The sequence below is a fragment of the Sphingobacterium sp. GW821-FHT03E03 genome (assembly GCF_059420745.1).
Genome location: NZ_JBWKUH010000011.1, coordinates 108357 through 124430 on the forward strand (window position 1 = coordinate 108357; position 16074 = coordinate 124430).

At 40.9% G+C, this 16074-nt stretch carries 12 protein-coding genes; 6 read left to right on the forward strand and 6 right to left on the reverse strand.

What is annotated here, in order from left to right:
• Positions 1-227 precede the first annotated feature (227 nt).
• Together AC07UV_RS14095 and AC07UV_RS14100 are read left to right on the forward strand one after the other, a co-directional pair.
• Positions 228-3257 carry a SusC/RagA family TonB-linked outer membrane protein gene (locus AC07UV_RS14095; RefSeq protein WP_495184214.1) on the forward strand — a complete coding sequence of 1010 codons (3030 nt, stop codon included), beginning with the start codon at positions 228-230 and terminating at the stop codon, positions 3255-3257.
• A 13-nt stretch (positions 3258-3270) separates the two neighbouring features.
• Positions 3271-4893, forward strand: a complete 1623-nt coding sequence (locus AC07UV_RS14100) for a RagB/SusD family nutrient uptake outer membrane protein (RefSeq protein WP_495184215.1) — start codon at positions 3271-3273, stop codon at positions 4891-4893.
• 78 nt (positions 4894-4971) lie between these two features.
• On the opposite strand, the gene AC07UV_RS14105 is transcribed toward AC07UV_RS14100, so the two are convergent.
• Positions 4972-5751 carry an MBL fold metallo-hydrolase gene (locus AC07UV_RS14105; RefSeq protein ID WP_282256158.1) on the reverse strand — a complete coding sequence of 260 codons (780 nt, stop codon included), beginning with the start codon at positions 5749-5751 and terminating at the stop codon, positions 4972-4974.
• 114 nt (positions 5752-5865) lie between these two features.
• Between AC07UV_RS14105 and recJ the strand changes: the two genes are divergently transcribed.
• The 3 genes from recJ to AC07UV_RS14120 all read left to right on the forward strand — a co-directional run bounded on the left by recJ (position 5866) and on the right by AC07UV_RS14120 (position 9987).
• Positions 5866-7566, forward strand: coding sequence for a single-stranded-DNA-specific exonuclease RecJ (gene recJ, locus AC07UV_RS14110; protein WP_495184216.1), 1701 nt, complete (start codon positions 5866-5868; stop codon positions 7564-7566).
• Positions 7567-7718: 152 nt separating this feature from the next.
• Positions 7719-8453, forward strand: a complete 735-nt coding sequence (lptB, locus tag AC07UV_RS14115) for an LPS export ABC transporter ATP-binding protein (RefSeq protein ID WP_120260132.1) — start codon at positions 7719-7721, stop codon at positions 8451-8453.
• 19 nt (positions 8454-8472) lie between these two features.
• A complete protein-coding gene (locus AC07UV_RS14120; RefSeq protein ID WP_282252199.1) occupies positions 8473-9987 on the forward strand; it encodes a GH3 auxin-responsive promoter family protein in 1515 nt (504 codons plus the stop codon).
• Positions 9988-10054: 67 nt separating this feature from the next.
• Here AC07UV_RS14120 and AC07UV_RS14125 read toward each other — a convergent pair whose 3' ends face one another.
• On the reverse strand, positions 10055-10213 hold the full coding sequence (locus tag AC07UV_RS14125) for a hypothetical protein (RefSeq protein ID WP_167457296.1): 159 nt from the start codon (positions 10211-10213) through the stop codon (positions 10055-10057).
• Between the two features lie 318 nt (positions 10214-10531).
• Here AC07UV_RS14125 and AC07UV_RS14130 point away from each other — a divergent pair, with 318 nt between their 5' ends.
• Positions 10532-11602 carry a branched-chain amino acid aminotransferase gene (locus AC07UV_RS14130; protein ID WP_495184217.1) on the forward strand — a complete coding sequence of 357 codons (1071 nt, stop codon included), beginning with the start codon at positions 10532-10534 and terminating at the stop codon, positions 11600-11602.
• 142 nt (positions 11603-11744) lie between these two features.
• Here the strand turns inward: AC07UV_RS14130 and miaA are convergent, their stop codons facing one another.
• From miaA to pdxA, 4 genes are all read right to left on the reverse strand, one after another.
• Positions 11745-12671, reverse strand: coding sequence for a tRNA (adenosine(37)-N6)-dimethylallyltransferase MiaA (miaA, locus tag AC07UV_RS14135; RefSeq protein WP_495184218.1), 927 nt, complete (start codon positions 12669-12671; stop codon positions 11745-11747).
• A gap of 45 nt (positions 12672-12716) precedes the next feature.
• Complete coding sequence (locus AC07UV_RS14140) at positions 12717-13307, reverse strand: IS1096 element passenger TnpR family protein (RefSeq protein WP_495184219.1); 591 nt, start codon at positions 13305-13307, stop codon at positions 12717-12719.
• A 46-nt stretch (positions 13308-13353) separates the two neighbouring features.
• Positions 13354-14787, reverse strand: coding sequence for a CCA tRNA nucleotidyltransferase (locus AC07UV_RS14145; RefSeq protein ID WP_495184220.1), 1434 nt, complete (start codon positions 14785-14787; stop codon positions 13354-13356).
• 223 nt (positions 14788-15010) lie between these two features.
• Complete coding sequence (gene pdxA, locus AC07UV_RS14150; RefSeq protein WP_282252191.1) at positions 15011-16066, reverse strand: 4-hydroxythreonine-4-phosphate dehydrogenase PdxA; 1056 nt, start codon at positions 16064-16066, stop codon at positions 15011-15013.
• Positions 16067-16074 lie beyond the last annotated feature (8 nt).

A 16074-nucleotide genomic window follows, 5' to 3' on the forward strand; every position in this document is an offset into this window, starting at 1 on the left:
TTTACAGCAGTTAAAAAAAACAATTACCCCTTTATCATAAGCAATTTTCAGGTTCAAATATTAGTTAAGATCACTAAAATCCATTATTCCCTTTTTTATTACAAAGATGAATTTCTATAACGTTTTCGTAGTTAGTGCAATCGTTTGTTCAAAGATGCAAAGAAACGGCACCGCTTAATTTCTTTATACTTGCCGCCAATAAAACTAGCGAATCTAAATTACACACTATGGTCAAAAAGAGTCACCTCATTCTACTGACACCCCTAACAATTCTTTCAGTAGCAGCGCCTTTTTATGTAGCAGCGCTTCCTAATAATGCTAGGACATCAATTGTTCAAGTTGCCCCTCAACAATCCATTTCGGGAAAGGTGGTAGACGAAACGGGAAAACCTATCAGCGGTGTTACAGTATCAGAGAAAGGCAAAACAGCAGCCACCACGACTGGACAAGATGGTGGATTTACACTGACAGTCACATCACAAAATGCCACATTGGTCTTTAATTCCATCGGATTTATTGCAAAGGAATTACCGGCTTCCCAAGTAGCTCAAGTAACCCTGAAAAAATCCGAAGACATGCTGGAAGAGGTTGTCGTAGTCGGTTATGGTAAACAGAAGAAAAGCGACCTTACTGGTAGCGTTGCTACTGTGGAAGCTAAGTCTTTGGAGCGGATCAATTCTCCGAATATCGTGGACAAGCTTCAGGGCAAGGTCTCTGGCTTAGCAATAAACTCTGGAAATGCTAAACCAGGAGAAACCGCAGCGATCAATATACGTGGTGAAAATTCAATCTCCGCTTCCAACAGTCCATTGATAATTTTGGATGGAATCCCTTTCAGCGGATCATTAGGTGATATCTCCTCCAATACCATTGCTAGCATTTCCGTATTAAAAGATGCTTCTTCTACCGCCATTTATGGATCACGTGCGGCAAATGGCGTCATCCTAATCACCTCCAAAAAAGGTGCTGCCGGAAAAGCGCGAATCAATTACAATGGTTATTTTGGGCTCCAGAGCGTAGAACGTCGTCTGAAATTGATGAATGGTCCACAATACATTCAGTTTATGCGTGACTATCAAGCCTCTAAAGGCAAAACAGGTGATCAGCTTAATCCCGAAAACTACCTTTTTGCGAATGTACTGGAACAGTATAAGAAAGGTGAAGAAGTCAATTGGCAAAATGAAGCCTTTAACAGCGCAGCTCCCATTCACGAACATCAGCTCAGTTTTTCTGGCGGTACTGATAAATCCGATTACTATGCATCGGTGAGTTACCTCAATCAGGATGGTGTGGTTAAAAACACACCATACGAACGCTACAATGTCAATCTAAATCTCAATCAAAGCCTAAACTCTTGGCTCAAACTGGGTATGACCATGCAAGCTTCACAGGGCAACCGTGATGGTATACAACCCAACCTGGAAAGCGTGGTAAAACTAGCTCCTTATAGTAAAAACCGGGACGAAAACGGTACAGCTGTCACCTACCCAATGTACGCACAAACACTATGGGGTCACCCTTTCGCCGACGAAAATGGTCAATGGGATGAAACTAGACGGACTGTTTATGCAAACTCTTGGTTAGATGTCAAGCTTCCGATTGAAGGGCTAAGCTTTAAGTCTACCTTTGGTACGAACTACAGAAATATCAATGAAAACTCTTATTACGGTTCAAATACCCTTACAGGCCGCGGTGTGAATGGACGGGGTGAGATAAAAAATGATCATTTGTGGGATTGGACATGGGAAAATCTCCTGACTTACGACCGGACTTTTGGCGATCATAAAATTAACGTGGTCGGGCTTTATTCCTCTCAAAAGACCAACTTCAAGACATCTAAAATGACTGGAGATGATTTTGTTTCGGACGCCGGCTACAACAACATGGCTTCTGCTTCTAAAAACCTGAAAATGGAATCTAAGCTTGAGAACACTGCGATGATTTCTTATATGGGACGGATCAACTATGCATTCAAAGATCGCTACTTATTAACTTTAACAGGTCGTTCGGATGGTTATAGCGCTTTTTCCATTGATAATAGGTATGCCTTCTTCCCTTCTGTCGCCGGAGCATGGGTAATTTCCAAAGAAGGTAATGTACAAGATTACTTTGATTTGTTAAAACTACGTGCTTCGTATGGTAAAAATGGGAACCAAGCCGTGTCTCCCTATCAGACGTATGATCGCTTGACGAACGTAGACTACATATATGGATTAGATCCTGTCAAAGGACTCGTGATGAATTTCAATGGGCGAGGGAGCAATTTGACATGGGAAACTACCTCTTCCTTAAATGTCGGTTTAGATTTTGGCATTCTCCAAAATCGTCTTTCTGGAACGATTGATTATTATACATCCAAGACAACAGATCTCTTACTGAGCGAACAAGTCCCAGTGATGAATGGTTACAATACAATTTTGAATAATATTGGTGAGACTTCCAATAAAGGATTTGAGGTCACATTGAATGCTGTTCCCATCAAAAATGACAATTTCCAATGGAATACAACAGCTAATTTTGCATACAACAACAATAAGATAACCAAATTGCGTGCAGATGGAAAGGATGATTTGACTAATGCCTGGCTTATTGGCAAACCAATACGTATCTTTTATGATTACAAAGTAATCGGCGTATGGCAGGAAGGTGACGATATTGCAAACTCTTATCAGCCAAAAGCGAAAGCCGGTGATGCAAAATTAGCGGATTTAAATAACGATGGTAAAATCGATGCGAATGACCGCACGGTCATGGGCAACAAGATTTCACCTTACACCCTTGGTATCGGTAATGATTTTACCTACAAAAACTTCTCGCTTTCTATTTTTATGAACGGTGCCTTTGGCGGCACAAAAGTGGATGATTTTAAAAATATAGAACGTTTTTTACCAAATAACGGTGCCAATTATCTCGCAGATATGCCTTACTGGACGCCACAGAATCCAAGTACAGACATACCTTCTCCGGGTTACACGCCTATCAACAACCATACTTATTACATCAATTCAGCATATTGGCGGATTCGTGATCTGAGTCTGGGCTATACCTTTGAAGGCGATTTTCTAAAGCGATTGAATCTTTCCTCCGTCAGAGCATTTATCAACGCCCGCAATATCTACACATTCTCCAAAATAAAAGGATACAATGTGGAGGCATTGGGTGTCAGTTCAACAACAGGAAATCCAACGACAACAAATATCGCCTACCCTTATCCTGTTGCCCGAACGGTCTCATTGGGATTAAATGTTCAATTTTAAACACCTCTACATCATGAAGAAAAGAAATACAACTTTATATGCATTCGTTGCCGGTATAAGCTTAATCTTTATCGGTTGCAGCAAAAATTTTTTAAACGAAGACACCAGCAGTTTTCAATCACCAGACAATACCTATATCAATACAAAAGGTTTCGAAACTGGATTGAATGGCCTTTATTCTTATGCCCGGATGGAATTCTGGACCTGGAACGGCAGTATATTCTCTCAGGGAGCTACCCCACAGGAGGCTTTACAGGTCGGTACAGACATTGTTGCGATCAAAACCACAGGAACCGATGCAACTTTAGCGCCTTTTAGCAATTACAGTCTAAATCCGGCTTCGTCGTATGTGCGCAATTATTGGAAGTACGCCTATGGTTTTATCGGAAATACCAATATTATCCTGGAAGCATTAAGTAAAAACACAATCCAATGGACAGACAAAGAGAATGATCCAAAACGTGTAGAAGCTACGGCCCGTTTCTTCCGCGCCTATAGCTATCGTTATTTGGTCAACCTCTATGGAGATGTGCCATGGGTAGACAAGGTATCGGCAACACCGCGCCGCGATTTTACCCGTACACCCAAAGCTGAGATATTGGCACATATGATCGATGATCTCAAATATGCTGGAGACAACCTTCCGGACAACCCTGGAACTGTACAGGAAGGGAAATTGACAAAATGGGCCGCATTACATTACCTTGCAGAGGCCTATATCGAAGCAGGACAGCCAGATCTGGCAGCTGAAGCAGCTAACAAAGTGATTCAAAGTGGTTATTTTAAGTTGAACGATCAACGTTTTGGAGCTGAGAAAGATAAAGCCGGCGACTATTTCCACGATATGTTTATCGAAAACAATCAAAATCGCTCATCCGGCAATCAAGAAACCATTTGGGCAATCCAGCTGGAATACAATACCCAGGGAGGTGGAGACAATTATACGGACTGGAGTAAACGCGCATGGGTTCCTTTTTATTCCCAACAAAAAGGTTTTGTTCTTGCCGACTCACTTGGCGGAAGAGGCCTTGGCCACGTACGTCCTTACCAATGGTGGCTGGATAGTTATGAAAAACAAGATATTAGAAATTCACCTTACAATATCAAACGGGACTGGTATTATAATGACCCTTCCGTTCCTGAACTTTACGGTAAGAAGGTTGAGCTAACCGATGCAATCATTGCTTCGGGCAATGTATTCCCAACCATTACCAAATTTTTCTATGGAAAAACAGCGGCAAACCCTGCATTTGAAGGAAACATGAAAGATCGGGTCAAAATACGATTGGCAGAAACCTATCTTTTATTGGCTGAGGCATACATGCGAGCGAATAAACCTGACCTTGCGAAAGATGCGATCAATGCTGTACGCGCCCGTGCAAAAGCTGCTCCAATAAATGCCTCAGCAATCAACGAAGATTTTATATTGGATGAGCGTGCAAGAGAGCTAATGGGGGAAGAAATGCGCAGAATGACATTATCTCGTTTCGGAGCTGACGTTTTTCTACGCCGTGTAAAGACGCTTAACCCGCAATCTAAAGACGTGGTCAAGAAAGAATTTATTCTTTGGCCAATTCCACAGGAAGTCATTGATAGCAATACTGGCGCTGCTTTCCCGCAGAATGCCGGATATTAACTCTTACATCAAAAAAGCCTCATAGATCCGAAAGTCTATGAGGCTTTTTGGTTGGCATATCACCCATTTTCGCCCGCACTACACTGCATCAACCAGTTTATAACTTCCATCAGGCCGCAGTTGGCTATGGCCAATGGTTATATTTTTGGAGTGATAGAATAAAAAGGTCCAACCTTCTGGAGCTCCTTCTCCCCAATAAGCTTGCCGTAGCTCCTTCGAGCGCCGACCATCAAAATCATATTTAGCTACATAATTATGAAAAATCTCTTCTGGTTCAGGTAACACATCGCCCCCGAAAAAATAATGCATTCCACCTGTACGGATATGAAAAGCTTGGTGATGTGGCGTATGCCCACCATTATGAACATAACTGATTTCAGTATTTACTTGCCCCTCTCCTTCTACCAATACCAAGTTTCCACTTCGTTGGACAACATCAAAAATTTCTGTACGGTATGAGCTCGAAATCCCGGAATAGGCATCTTCCCATTCTCCCCTTTGCACTATATATTCAGCTTCGGGAAATGCAATTCGGGGGGAGCCACTTTCCATACTTACCATACCACCGGCATGATCCTTATGCAGGTGCGACATTAATACGTATTTCACATCGTCTGGCTCATAACCCAATTTCCGGATATTGTTGTGCAACTTCAGCACACCACTGTCATCGGTATGCCCCAAACCGGTATCACAGATCACAATACCTGATTCTGTTTTGATCAAAAAAGGATGGACATGGATAAACATGGATCCCGGACGATCTTTCGGATCATCCACAGATGGATCAAAGGGAACGAATTTTCTACTCTTATCGACAGAAAAAGAACCTTCATATAGAGAATAAGCCTGTACCATATTTAAAACATTGGGAATATGCACTTTAAGCGACAGGCGGCCAATACAAGGTTTAGGAATTAGGTAAGTCCAGCCTGAAAACGTATATTTACACTTAAAATATTGTGCAAAGATATGCAAAAAAGGTGGGTACTAAAATCTAAAACTGATGTCAAAATAACCAACAAACTGCGCGAGGAATTAAACATCAACGCTGTGTTAGCAGAGTTGCTCGTCAACAGGGGAATTGGAAGTTTTGACGAAGCGAAACAGTTTTTTAGGCCACAATTGTCCGATTTGCACGATCCTTTTTTGATGAAGGATATGGAAAAAGCCATATCTCGAATCATTCAGGCTATCGGCAATAAAGAAAAGATCCTGATCTATGGTGATTACGATGTTGATGGCACTACGGCAGTTGCTGTAGTCTACAGTTTTTTCAGAGAATTTCATAGTCAACTGGAGTTTTATATTCCGGACCGTTATGCAGAAGGCTATGGTATATCTACGCAGGGCATTGATTATGCCGCTGCCAATGGCTTTTCTCTTATTATTGCATTAGACTGTGGGATAAAAGCCATTGATAAAATTGACTATGCCAACACGAAGGGGATAGACTTTATCATTGGCGACCACCATCTCCCAGGTGAAGAACTTCCAAACGCTTTCGCTGTCTTAGATCCAAAACGTGTAGATTGTGATTATCCCTACAAGGAACTTTCTGGTTGCGGTATCGGCTTCAAGATCATCCAGGCGTTCATACTGACCAACGGAATGGATATCAATGCCTGTTATCAATTTTTAGATCTGGTTGCAGTGAGTATAGCATCAGATATTGTCCCAATCACTGGGGAGAATAGAATCTTAAGCCACTTTGGGTTGATCAAGCTCAATACCAATCCCTGCGTGGGATTAAAAGCATTGGTTGACCTATCCAACAATAGAACAAAGATTTTTACGGTCAATGACATCGTATTCCAAATCGGCCCACGCATCAATGCAGCCGGCCGCATTGACCACGCTAAGGATGCCGTCAAATTATTAATTTCAAAATCCCTACAGGAAGCGAAAGACTTTAGTTCGAGCATTGATGATCAAAACAATGTCCGCAAGGATTTTGACCTTAAAATAACGGAGGAGGCGCTGGCGCTCATTGAAGAAAATGTAGTTCTCAAGAGCCGAAAATCTACCGTATTATACAAATCAGACTGGCATAAAGGTGTAATCGGTATTGTGGCTTCACGATTGACTGAGAAATATTACCGTCCCACCATTATATTGACGGAAACGAATGGCCATATCGCGGGCTCGTGTCGATCAGTAATCGGATTTGATCTATATGAAGCATTAAACGAATGTGCTGATTTACTGGAGCAATTTGGAGGGCACAAATATGCTGCTGGACTGACCATGTCACTGGACAATGTAAGCCTGTTTCAAGATCGATTTGAAGAGGTCGTGGCTCGTAGGATCAGTCCCGAAATGCTGACACAAGAAATTCAGATCGATGCTAAACTCCATCTGAAGGATATAGACGCTAAATTTTTTCGCATACTCCAACAGTTTGAACCTTTTGGCCCACAAAATGAGTCACCAATTTTCTTGAGTAAGAAAGTGAGTTCAGTAGGGTCGGCTTTCCCTGTAGGTACAAATCATTTAAAAATGACAGTTGTCCAGGAAGACTCTCCATCTTTTGATTGCATCGGTTTCGGATTAGCAGAACATATTGATCATATCAATTCGGGGCAGAGTTTTGATATCTGTTATAGCATTGAAGAGAATGTGTGGCGCAATAAAAGAAACTTACAGCTTAACATCAAGGGAATTCGATATTAGCGTTTTAGCATCTAAATACTTAATACTAAGAAGATATTAAATATATTTACCATAGATTTGCATTCAAATGCTCCAACGGTAAATTCAGCATTATCTGGCATTTTGCGGAATAAGTAGAGCAGAAATTTATAGTGACAAGATAAATCAAGAAGATGATTTTAAAGGCAGAACATCTCATAAAAAAATATAAACAACGTACTGTTGTCAACAACGTATCCTTTCATGTAGAACAAGGAGAGATTGTCGGGTTACTGGGGCCCAATGGTGCTGGTAAAACGACCTCATTTTATATGATTGTAGGTCTGATCAAACCCAATGACGGAAAAGTATTTTTAGATGATCAAGAGATCACGCAAGATGCGATGTACCAACGCGCGCAGCGTGGAATAGGTTATTTGGCACAGGAAGCTTCTGTTTTCCGCAAGTTATCCGTAGAAAACAATATCCTCGCTGTACTGGAGATCCACTATCCCAACAAAGAAGAACGTATGGCCAAGTTGGAAGAATTGCTATCCGAATTCAGTCTGCATCGTGTCCGTAAAAACAGAGGTGATCTTTTGTCGGGGGGCGAGCGCCGACGTACGGAAATCGCTCGAGCATTGGCCGCAAATCCATCGTTTATCCTATTGGATGAGCCATTTGCAGGGGTTGACCCTATTGCCGTAGAGGAAATCCAAACGATTGTTGCTAAACTCAAAACACGTAATATTGGCATCTTAATCACCGACCACAACGTACAGGAAACTTTATCCATTACGGATAGGGCCTACCTTTTGACCGAAGGAAAGATTATGCTTACGGGCACACCTGAAGAAATCGCGGATAATGAACTGGCCCGAAAATTCTATCTTGGTCGTCATTTTGAATTAAGAAGGAAAAAATTTTAAAGCATAACGAATACCCTCTATGGCCTTATTAAACTCCATTTTTACTTGGTTCATGAAAAAAAGGATTCACCAAATCGAGCTTTTCATGAAATATCCCCACGATGTACAAGAGGAATGGTTCCAAAGTTTAATTTCTACTGCCGAGGCGACGGAATGGGGAAAAAAATACGACTACACCAGCATACTCACCCCAGAAATCTTCAAAGAGCGCGTACCTATACAGGATTATGACGATATCAAAGGTTATGTAGATCGGATGATCAAAGGTGAACAGAATATTCTGTGGCCTTCGGATATCAAATGGTTTGCAAAATCTTCTGGAACAACCTCTGATCGTAGCAAATTTATACCGGTGAGCGAAGAGGCCCTAGAAGAATGCCACTTCCAGGGAGGGAAGGACATGTTGACTATATACTGTCACAATAGACCTGAAAACCGTGTTTTTACAGGAAAGTCTGTTGTCATCGGCGGTTCATCGCAGATCAACAACTTTAGCCCAGACTCCTATTATGGAGATCTATCTTCCATCCTGATCCGCAACCTTCCATTTTGGGCGGAATTCAAACGAACCCCAAACATGGAGGTGACTTTAAATCCCAATTTTGAAGAGAAAATTGAGCAGATCGCGCAAATTACCATCAAAGAAAATGTCACTAGTCTGGCGGGTGTACCAACATGGAATATTGTGATGGCTAAACGTGTACTGGAAATCACAGGCAAGAACAATCTATTGGAAGTATGGCCAAACCTTGAGTTTTATGGTCATGGAGGTGTGAGTTTCAAGCCCTACCGCGAGCAGTTCCACAAACTGATTCCTTCAGATAAGATGTACTATCTAGAAAACTACAATGCCTCAGAAGGGTATTTTGGGTTACAGGATGAATCGGATTCTGAAGATCTTCTGCTCATGTTGGATTATGGGATTTATTACGAATTCCTTCCCACGGAACGAATGCATGAGGAAAACCCGACAACGCTACGTTTGGATCAGGTAGAAATCGGCAAGAACTATGCGCTGATCATTTCCACCAATGCCGGACTATGGCGTTATAAAATAGGCGACACAATCAAGTTTACGTCTTTGTCTCCCTACCGCTTTCAGATATCGGGACGTACAAAACAATATATCAATACATTTGGTGAAGAAGTGATTGTTGACAATGCCGAACAGGCACTAGCCGAAGCAAGCAAACTGACAAATGCGCGTATAAAAGATTACACCGCAGGACCAGTTTATTTTAGGGATGCCGAAGCAGGCGCGCACGAATGGGTCATTGAATTTGAACAGCAACCCAACGATTTTAAACGTTTTTGTGAAATATTGGATGCCAAGTTGAGGGAAATAAATTCAGATTACGACGCAAAGCGATTCAAGAACATGGCACTTCGCCCGCCAATTGTCCATAATGCACCATCAGATACTTTTTATAAGTGGATGAAATCTAGAGGTAAACTGGGTGGACAGAATAAAGTCCCTCGATTGAGCAATAATAGAGAATATCTTGACCCGCTTTTAAAGATTTTACAAGATTGACCGAACGTCTATTCTTGGGGAGATTAGCCAAAATTTTTCGAGACTATCTTGGCTAATCTCTGTTTTTTTAGGGTTTAATTGCGGTTTTATACAAAAACACAAAAAAACCAAGAATAAAATTCACAGAAATACCTTTCTTTTGAATTTCAACATCACGCTGTAACAATTCGCGAGTTTCACCCGATGTTACTTCATTGCTTTTGTTAAGACGGTGAGTCAATTCCATACTAAGTTTATTTTATGATAAGTGATTTTATAGCGTAAAGCGACCCAATGCCCATCTACGGTCGCAGTCTTTATTGCCAAACTTTATGCCACAAATACAGAAACAGTATTAATTAACACAAAATTAATACAATTAATTGAAAGCAGGTTGCTTCGATAAATTTTATCGGTTTATTTTTCATTTTCATAGGGAAGTGTAGTAAATAGGAGAATGACTGTCCGAAATAAAAGGCATTTTTCTAAACGGGAAATTATCGTAGCAAAGTGCGATTTATATTTCAATTTTTCCTAACTTAGCCTAAGTAATATAAAAAATAAGATGAACGCGACAGAGAACTATTCAATTCGCGTAGAGCCAACTCAAAATTCAAGACTCTCGCAAGTAGATTTCGACAATCTAAAATTCGGAAAGATATTATCCGACCACATGCTGGTCGCAGACTATGATGATGGTGAATGGAAAGATGTCAGCATCGTCCCTTACGGAAATATCAGTTTCAGTCCTTCCATGTCAGCTTTACATTATGGTCAAGCGATCTTTGAAGGTATTAAAGCCTATAAATTCGCAGATGGTACAGTGAGCATCTTTCGTCCAGACAGAAACTGGGAAAGATTCAACAAATCTGCAGCACGCCTTCAGATGCCTGAGGTTCCTGAGGAAATTTTTATGGATGGTCTGAACAAACTATTGGATATTGACCGTAATTGGGTTCCTGCTAAAGAAGGTTCTTCTTTGTATATACGTCCATTTATGTTCGGTACTGAAGCTGCGTTGGGCGTACATCCATCCAAATCATACAAGTTTATCATTATCACGGGCCCAGTAGGTGCTTACTATAGTAAACCGATTAGCTTAAAAGTTGAAACGTACTATACACGTGCAGCTGAAGGCGGTGTTGGATTCTCGAAAAATGCAGGTAATTATGCGCTGTCGCTTTATCCGACCCAATTAGCTAACGATGAAGGCTACGATCAAATTATGTGGACTGATGCTTCAGAACACAAATATATCGAAGAAGCGGGTACCGCAAACCTAATCTTCCGTATTGGTGATACCATTATCACGCCGCATGGCGATACCATCTTACATGGTGTAACGCGTCGTACGATTATGGAATTGGCAGAGAAATGGGGTTATAAAACTGAGCAGCGGAAAGTATCCGTACAGGAGCTTATTGATGGGATTAAAGCAGGTACAGTTACTGAGGCATTTGCTGCAGGAACAGCTGCTACGATTACTGACATTAGCCGGATCGGTTTTGAAGGACAAGACTACAATTTACCTCCAGTTGAGGGCCGTGAGTTCTCCAATAGAGTTTTACATTATCTAAATGAATTGCGCTATGGTAAAGTAGCCGATCCATTTGGATGGAATTACTTGGTAAAGTAAGCTAATAAGGTTCATAAAAAAGGCTCTTGGTGACCACCAAGAGCCTTTTTCTTTGTATTGGCTAGAAAGAATCTTCAGTTAATTTTTATAACTGTTGTTCCTCTCGTGAGAGAATGAAAGTTTTATTGTAATGAGATGCTGATTAACTTATTATGTTCCCTTCAATTAGCTTAGCATTTATGAAATCAATAACCGTCCCTGTTTCATCAGGTTGAAACCACGAGGTATTGCCATATTTTTTAAACCAGGTAATCTGCCGCTTCGCATAGCGTCTTGAATTTTGCTTGATCCTCTCCACAGCTTCTTCCAAGGAAATATTTCCGTCGAGGTAATCAAACAATTCAGCGTAGCCTACCGTCAACAAAGCCGGCTTGTTTCTAAAGGGAAATAATGATTTTACCTCTTCCAACAATCCCAATTCCATCATACGTTCCACCCGAAGATTAATCCTTTCGTACAACTGCGGACGTGCCATATTCAATCCGATCGTCAGGATATCAAATGGTCTCTTACTTAGGTTTTTTTTGTGATAAAAGGACATGGGTTTGCCTGTTGCCTCAAATACTTCCAAGGCACGAACGACACGCTGTGGATTATCAATATCAGCGATTTGATAATAGGCTGGATCAATTGTTTTTAATCGCTCTTTCATCTGTTCAAGCCCCAGCTGTGTCATTTCATTGTTAAGTCTTTCACGTACCTCATCTCCTGCCTTAGGGAGATCATCCAAGCCTTCACAGAGCGCACGTACAAAAAGTCCAGATCCTCCGACCATAACGACCACATCATGTTGCCGGAAAAGGTCATCCAACTTGTGTAAGGCTTCCCGTTCAAAATCTCCAGCAGAATAATCTTGGGTAATGGAATGTGAATTTATAAAATGATGCGGAGCACGAGCCAGTTCTTCTAGATCTGGCTTTGCTGTACCAATCGTCATCTCGCGATAGAACTGCCGGGAATCGGCAGAAATAATTTCGGTCTTAAAATATTGAGCTAATGAAATAGCCATTGCAGTTTTTCCAACAGCAGTCGGACCTACAATGGCTATCAGTGTTTTCTTTTTTGCCATAATATTTGCTTCAAATGCTCAAATATGCATTGAAAGCATTTTCAATTAATATTCGTCTTCATAGCCGTTAGATCCCTCGCGCTCTTCCTCGCCTTCACCCTCTTCGTCTTCATCTTCGCTATCAAAGCCATCTAATTCGTCTTCGTCATCCACACCATATTGTGTATCATCTTCCTCAACAAATTCATCCTCCTCAACAGCATCGGATACCGGGAAGTTAGCGGCAGTCATAGTTTTAGGCACCTGGCCAACAGATTTGAATAATGCCGGATAGTCTTTACCCACTTCCTCTTTCAAAATCTTGATCAGCTCCACTTGAAAATCATAAGGGCGGTCAAAATTATAGACGTAATAAAACTTTTGGTGAGGATCATCAATAAACTTGCTCAGGCGAATATTCTCCATTAACAAAACTTCAGCATCTTTTTTTCGCTGGGTCGGTTTAAACGCTATTTCTGTCCCTTTTTTCCATTGATCATTGCTCACATAAAAAGAGGAAGAAGTATCCGTCGCATAACCTGTCGTTTTATGGATTTCCTCGTGCATGTCTAAAAATGTACTTTTCGAAGGCATATCAATTTCACGATATACATCTTCATAATCTTCAAAAGTAACTCTAAATCTATAAATTGCCATCTTCTATGTATTCTTCTTTTTAGCAGTTTAAAATTAATACTATATTTTAAGAATTGGAAATTTCCAACTGGATTTCTTGTTTGACCTCCAAACCCATGTCTCCAGCCTTTTTTACTAGATATTGATAGGCTTCAATCCGGGAATTCGGAATCTCACCCTCCAAAATAGCCTCGCGGATCAAGTTTTTTAATTGCCCAACAGCGCGGCCGGGTGTTAATCCAAAAAGTATCATAATATCTTCTCCACTGATCGGCGGTTGCCAATTTCGTATCTTGTCACGTTCCTCTACATCCTTTAGTTTCTGCTTGACAAGTTCAAAATTTTGGCGGTACTTTTTCTTTTTAAACTCATTCTTCGTTGTCACATCGGCGTGGCACAGCATCATTAATGCATCAATGTCATCACCTGCTTCAAATAATAAGCGTCTGACAGCAGAATCTGTCACAATATCCTGAGCAAGGACAATCGGACGAAGATGCAATTGTACAAGTTTCTGTACGAATTTCATCTTTTCATGAAGCGGCAATTTTAGTTCAGCAAAAAGCTTAGGCACCATACGTGCGCCACGGTCTTCATGCCCATGAAATGTCCAGCCCAATTTCTTATCAAAACGTTTTGTCGCAGGTTTAGCAATATCGTGCATAATAGCAGCCCAGCGCAACCAGAGATCCCCTGATAATTCACACACATTATCCAGTACTTCCAATGTGTGGTAGAAATTATCCTTATGTCCTTTTCCATCAATAATATCAACTCCATGCAGGTTGTACATGGCCGGAAAAATCAATTCTAATAAGCCTGTATCAAAAAGGTATTTAAAACCCACCGAGGGTTTTGGGGAAAGAATGATCTTATTGATCTCATCGATAATCCGTTCCCTCGAAATAATCTTAATACGTTCTTTTGTATCAGTAATTGCTGTAATAGCCGCAATGTCAATCTTGAAATTTAGCTGGGTTGCAAAACGGATCGCACGCATCATACGCAATGGATCGTCTGAAAAAGTTTCAATTGGATTAAGAGGCGTCCGAATCACACGGTGCTCGAGATCCTTTACCCCATCGAAGGGGTCTACCAATGTACCGTAATCGGCTTTATTCAGCGAAAAAGCCATGGCGTTGATGGTAAAATCACGACGGTTTTGATCATCGGTCAATGTGCCATCCTCTACAATTGGTTTTCGGGAGTTCGCTCGGTAAGATTCCCTCCGCGCACCCACAAACTCTACATTCAAGCCCTCAAAAACGAGCATTGCAGTTCCAAAATTCTTATAGACCGCCACTTTAGTATGAAGCCTTTCACCTAATAAAGTTGCAAATTCAATACCACTTCCCACCACAACAATATCCACATCATTCTTGAATGGACGCTTCATAATGTAGTCGCGTACATACCCTCCGATGACATAACACTCCGTATTTGTCTGCTCGGCAAGCTCTTTGATGATAGAAAATATTGGATGTTGTAAATTATCGCACATAGTTAGAACAGCAGGTAAAAAACCAAACAGTTTGCAAAAGTAATACTTTTTTTAGTATTAAGTATTGAGATTTTGATTATAGAAGCTGTAAGCTGATACGATTTCTGTTTTACTTATCCCTCGAGAATCATTACGATCCTTAATGACGGCTATGGTTCTCGTCACCTGCTTAACCTGACTTATATAACCTTATAGATCAAAAAAATCATCAATTATTATCAACCTAATCCCGATCTTTGGACAATTTGCGGAATGCCAATGGATTTTTCAGTAATTCAGCCTGTTCCCTGCGGCGTTTTACAATATGGACTGCAGTGAAAATTGCTTCTACAAATGAGCTTGGTGAAGCCAGATTTTTTCCAGCGATATCGTAGCCTGTACCATGATCTGGCGAAGTACGTACAATAGGTAATCCTGCTGTATAATTTACACCAGCACCTTTTGCGATATGCTTAAACGGAATTAATCCTTGATCGTGGTACATGGCCAATACGGCATCAAACTTTTCATATGCTCCTTTTGCAAAGAAACCATCTGCCGGATAGGGTCCAAAACAAAAAATCCCTTGCTCATTTGCTTTTTCTACTGTTGGTCGAATAATCTGGTCGTCCTCCGTACCGATAATTCCATGATCCCCAGCATGTGGATTAAGTCCTAAAACGGCAATTTTGGGTTTCTCTACCCAGAAATCCTTTTTCAAAGACTCATTCATGAGGATCAGCTTTTTCAGTATCGCCTCTTCAGTAATATTCGCAGCCACATCATGTAGCGGAATATGTCCTGTCACCACACCAATGCGTAGTTCGTCACATACCATAAACATCAATACATCATCAGCTTCAACTTTGGCCTGCAAATATTCGGTATGACCAGGAAATTGGAATCCCTCCTGTTGAATATTATGCTTATTGATGGGTGCAGTCACTAAAGCATCTATTTTACCAGCTTTCAAATCCTCAATCGCTCTTTCCAAAGACAAAAAAGCATATTTTCCACCAATTTCGTTCTCCTCTCCCAAAGAGATCTTGACATCTTCCTGCCAGCAATTGATCATATTTGCCCTTTTAGGATGGGCTTGTTCAGCATCATTGACTACATTAAAACTAAAATCGTTTATTCCCACCGCTTTCCGATGAAAAGAGGCAACTTTTGTATTTCCATAAACAATTGGTGTGAAAAAATCGCACATACGTTGATCTACCAATGACTTGATAATTACTTCAAGTCCAATACCATTAATATCCCCTACGGTAATTCCGATTTTTAGTTTATCACTCATCCTTTTTA

What these genes read in the sequence shown, in the direction of transcription:
- AC07UV_RS14140 (WP_495184219.1), bottom strand. Translation starts at nt 13,307, where the DNA reads ATGGCAATTTATAGATTTAGAGTTACTTTTGAAGATTATGAAGATGTA.
- AC07UV_RS14120 (WP_282252199.1), top strand. Translation starts at nt 8,473, where the DNA reads ATGGCCTTATTAAACTCCATTTTTACTTGGTTCATGAAAAAAAGGATT.
- AC07UV_RS14125 (WP_167457296.1), bottom strand. Translation starts at nt 10,213, where the DNA reads ATGGAATTGACTCACCGTCTTAACAAAAGCAATGAAGTAACATCGGGT.
- AC07UV_RS14130 (WP_495184217.1), top strand. Translation starts at nt 10,532, where the DNA reads ATGAACGCGACAGAGAACTATTCAATTCGCGTAGAGCCAACTCAAAAT.
- AC07UV_RS14105 (WP_282256158.1), bottom strand. Translation starts at nt 5,751, where the DNA reads ATGGTACAGGCTTATTCTCTATATGAAGGTTCTTTTTCTGTCGATAAG.
- pdxA (WP_282252191.1), bottom strand. Translation starts at nt 16,066, where the DNA reads ATGAGTGATAAACTAAAAATCGGAATTACCGTAGGGGATATTAATGGT.
- recJ (WP_495184216.1), top strand. Translation starts at nt 5,866, where the DNA reads ATGCAAAAAAGGTGGGTACTAAAATCTAAAACTGATGTCAAAATAACC.
- AC07UV_RS14100 (WP_495184215.1), top strand. Translation starts at nt 3,271, where the DNA reads ATGAAGAAAAGAAATACAACTTTATATGCATTCGTTGCCGGTATAAGC.
- lptB (WP_120260132.1), top strand. Translation starts at nt 7,719, where the DNA reads ATGATTTTAAAGGCAGAACATCTCATAAAAAAATATAAACAACGTACT.
- miaA (WP_495184218.1), bottom strand. Translation starts at nt 12,671, where the DNA reads ATGGCAAAAAAGAAAACACTGATAGCCATTGTAGGTCCGACTGCTGTT.
- AC07UV_RS14095 (WP_495184214.1), top strand. Translation starts at nt 228, where the DNA reads ATGGTCAAAAAGAGTCACCTCATTCTACTGACACCCCTAACAATTCTT.
- AC07UV_RS14145 (WP_495184220.1), bottom strand. Translation starts at nt 14,787, where the DNA reads ATGTGCGATAATTTACAACATCCAATATTTTCTATCATCAAAGAGCTT.